Raw genomic sequence first — 4,196 nt, forward strand, 5'->3', positions numbered from 1 at the left:
TGGCATGGGACTCACCTCCTCCACGGCCTATGCCGGCCTGTTGGCCACCCACCGCAACGCCTCCACCCCCGTCACTTACACCTTCGACAACTTCGCCGTAACTGGCGTAACATCTACCGGTAATAACCCTCCGGTATTTGCCGCTACTAATTATAGCTACAATGTATCCGACAACGTAGCTACAGGAACAGGCGTGGGTACTATAAGTGCCTCAGACCCCGAAGGAAACACTGTTACCTTTGCCATTTCAGCTGGCAATACAAACGGGGCGTTTGCTATTAATTCGTCTACTGGCGCTATCTCCGTATCAAAAAAGCTGAACTACCATACACAGGGAAAATATGCTTTAACTGTGAGAGCAACCGACACAGGTGGTCAGTTTAGCCAGGCACCTGTTTATATTACGGTAACTTTGGGAGCCACCATTTCTTCATTTAATAGTATTAGTTGGGGAACTGCAGCAAGCCAACCCTATAATGTTAATGAATCGCAAGGCGAGGTAGTTAATGGTAAGTTATATACTTTTGGAGGCTTCGACAGCCAGAAGTCCTGCTGTACACCCACTAGCCGTGCTTATGTATTTGATCCAAGTGCAAATAAGTGGACATCTATTGCCCCAATGCCTGCCATGAATGGCACCAATTATGGCGGAGTTACGCACGCAGGATTTGCAACAGATGGCACTGACATTTACTTTGCAGGTGGCTACACCTCCAATGCGACAGGCACAGGCCAACTATTCGGTACAAAAGAAGCCTGGAAGTATATAGTGTCGGAAAATCGCTATGTAAGGTTACCAGACTTACCAATTGTTATTTCTGCCGGGCAATTAGAATATGTAAATGGTAAGCTACATCATATTGCAGGTACAAACCAGGCGCGTACGCTGGATTTAGGAAATCATTATGTCCTTGATCTAGACAACTTAGGGGCTGGCTGGGCGACCAAAGCAGCATTGCCTACCCCCCGGCAGCACGCAGGGTCAGCTGTTTATGAAGGGAAAATATACTTTATAGGTGGTCAGACTGGCCATGACAGTAAGTTATTCACATCCAAAGATGTGCATAGGTACGATCCTGTAACTAACAACTGGGCACAGATGGCAGATTTGCCTGTCCCAACCGGAACTAGTGGGCGTGGCCACATTTCGTCTTCTGTCATAGTGATTGGTGATCGTGTGCTTGTATTGGGTGGTGAAACGGTTCACAGTACTGGTCGCACTAGTATGGTTTCAGCCTATATGCCAGCCACGAATAGTTGGAATAACCTTACATCACTGCCATCATCACGGTTTTCAGGTATTGCCGGAAACCTTAATAACATTATTTATTATAGCGGCGGATCTAATTCCAGCACTACTTTTAAGGGTACCCCCGGAGGAACAACAAGTACTCAGCAGCAGGTGGAGAGCTTTACCTTACTTAATGCCGATAACCAGCAGGTTATACAGAATCTTGTCAGCGGGGCAACCTTAGATCTTGCTACTATGCCAACCAAGAACTTCAATATACGCGCCAACACCAATCCTACCACAGTGGGGAGCGTCATTTTTCAGTTGAGCGGAACTGAGAGCAAAACGGTAAATGAAAACAGGGCACCTTATGATTTGATGGGCGATGATGGCTCCTGGTTGCCAGCCGTAGGCAACTACACCCTCAAAGCTACTCCATATTCTTCTTCTAATGGTGCCGGAACTGCTGGGACTGCACTTACCATAACCTTTTCGGTTAAAAACCAAACAAGTACTACCAGCTCCAATCTGGTAAATGCCGGAGGCAACCAGTACCAGGACAGCCAAGGCAGAACCTGGGCATCCGACATTCACTTTGATGGCGGCCTTACCAAGGCCAGGTCGTTTGATGTGCTGGGAACTACTGACGACCCTCTTTACCTGCATTACCGATATGCCAATAACGGTGCCCCTTTCAGCTACAAAATGCCTGTCAGCGGCTCAGGGCCTTACACGGTGTACCTTCACTTTCTGGAACCTTATTTCGGGGCGCCAGGCGGCAAATCGACAAACGCAACCGGCGTGCGGGTGTTTCATGTAGATATTGAGGGGCAGCGGGTGCTTAGCGACTACGACATATATGCACAGGATGGACCAGGCAAGGCTATCGTAAAGATGTTTCATGATATAGGCGTAACCGATGGTATTTTAAACATTGTCTTTACGTCTTTAAAAGACAATGCTATTATCTCAGCAATAGAGATCGCCCCTCAGATAAACTTTGCCAATACACTCGCTATGCAGATTTATCCCAATCCGAGCACCGGTGTTAATATGCAGGTGGAACTGGAGGGCTTCCTTGAGCATGAAACTGTTGCGATCACCCTCTATGACATGACCGGGAGGGCTGTTCATACCACTAATGTCGATACCGACCATCAGGGAACCTCCAAGACAGAAATAACTGTGAACAGACAAATAAACCGTGGCTTGTATATCATCAGGGCTCAGACTGCTAACAGAGAGATCCGAAAAAGACTACTGTTAGAGTAAGGGCTGCAATATCTTTTCCTGTTAGGAAACATTCTCCAGGCAGATTTTCTTGAAGAATCTTGAAAAAACTACTCCGTCCGATAAAGCGCTAACCTGAATTACCAGCTCATTTTCCAACCAGAAAGAAGCTGAAAACCTATTTGAGCTAAATGTTTGCCATAACATTGACTTTACAGCCTGATATATCAGAGCAACAGATCTAATGGAGGGCCATTTTCATTTAAATAATTCAAATCGGATTTTAAAGGTTTTAATAAATTGTATTAGACAATTTATCTTTTACAACTATTGGTTCTTAGCCGCGGAGGTATGTCTGGAGGGGCTGTTTTATTGGAATAATTGGTCTTTCCTGATACCCCCTCTGCCTAACTGCCTTCTGGTGCCGGTTAATCATTCACAGCCACTCCTCTCCTGTTGACTTCTATCTAAGTCACATATTATTGTCATGTCTTCTAAATGAAAATTTTCAGTACCAAATGAAAAATATCTTTACCTTCATCTTGTGGCTTTCTGCCCCATTGGTCAGGACGCGGATTGTGTTAGTTTTTATTTTGCTGTTTGGTATTATCTCAGGGCTGGCGCAAGGGCACCTTCCTGTTCGTATTCACCTTTCTGACCAAGTACAAGCCACCGCCCCCTACAACCCGAACTCCGGCAGTTCAGAAGCACATACCCTAGTATATAATTACGTATTAGGCACAGGCTTCACCATGGTCGACCCCTACTTGGGCTCCCACCTCTCCGAAGACAGTGCGTCTTCTAACACAGGCCTAACAAGCTACGAACCGTCAAAACTAAAGGCAACTTCTGAGAGGCGGCAGGTGGTCACCAACAGAGGAATTGCCTCTTCTATGAACTATTCAGACCTGTTTACCCCCCACCACAGCGAAACAAACCTGATTACCAACACCTTCTACAACTTTTCTGGAGCCACCGAAGCCCCCAAGCCCGAAACACTTGCCCTGGTTAGTAATATTGTCTCTACCACCGGCAGGAACTACGCCCTGGCAACGCTGGCAGTAGGCATTAACCATTACACAGACCGCACCTTTAAGATAACGAATGTCCCAGCTTTTCTAAATGGGGTAAGCTTGATTCAGACAGCTAACGATGACAAAAAAAATACCGGCACTTCTGTACTTTCATTTTCTTTAAGCCAAAATGCCACAGTCTACATAGCTTACGATCCAAGGGGCACAAGTCTGCCCGCCTGGCTAAACGGCTGGCAGAAACTCCCGGACAGGATTGGAGTTAATGACTCGAAAATCAGCTATATGGAACTGTATAGCAAGAGTTTTTCGGCAGGCACTGTTAGCCTGGGAGGTAACCTGGCCAGCCCGGCAGTAGGGGCGCAGAATAATTTTTTTGTGATAGCCAAGGGAAGCACTACCACGTCAAACCAGCCTCCGGTTGCTGATGCCGGCCCTGACAAAACCATTACCCTGCCTACCAGTACTGTAACGCTGGAGGGCTCGGGCACCGATGTCGATGGCACCATCAGCGGCTATAGCTGGAGCCAGGTAAGCGGGCCGGGCACGGCCAGTTTCAGCAGCACTTTGGTGGCCAGCCCTACGGTGAGCGGGCTGCAGGCTGGCAGCTACGTCTTCAGCCTGGTAGTGCATGACGACCAGGATGTACTGAGCGCGGCAGACCAGGTGACGGTGACGGTACAGAGCGCTCCAATGACCAGTGC

General features: G+C 47.6%; 2 protein-coding genes. Both read left to right on the forward strand.

Going from position 1 to position 4,196, the window contains the following annotated elements; translation table 11 throughout:
- On the forward strand, positions 1-2,503 hold a 2,503-nt coding region (locus tag FJM74_RS21975; protein WP_187264805.1), incomplete at its 5' end, for a malectin domain-containing carbohydrate-binding protein.
- A 476-nt stretch (positions 2,504-2,979) separates the two neighbouring features.
- A partial coding sequence (locus FJM74_RS21980; protein WP_187264806.1) for a PKD domain-containing protein occupies positions 2,980-4,196 on the forward strand: 1,217 nt, incomplete at its 3' end.

This window comes from Pontibacter beigongshangensis, from assembly GCF_014332515.1.
GTDB lineage: Bacteria > Bacteroidota > Bacteroidia > Cytophagales > Hymenobacteraceae > Pontibacter > Pontibacter beigongshangensis.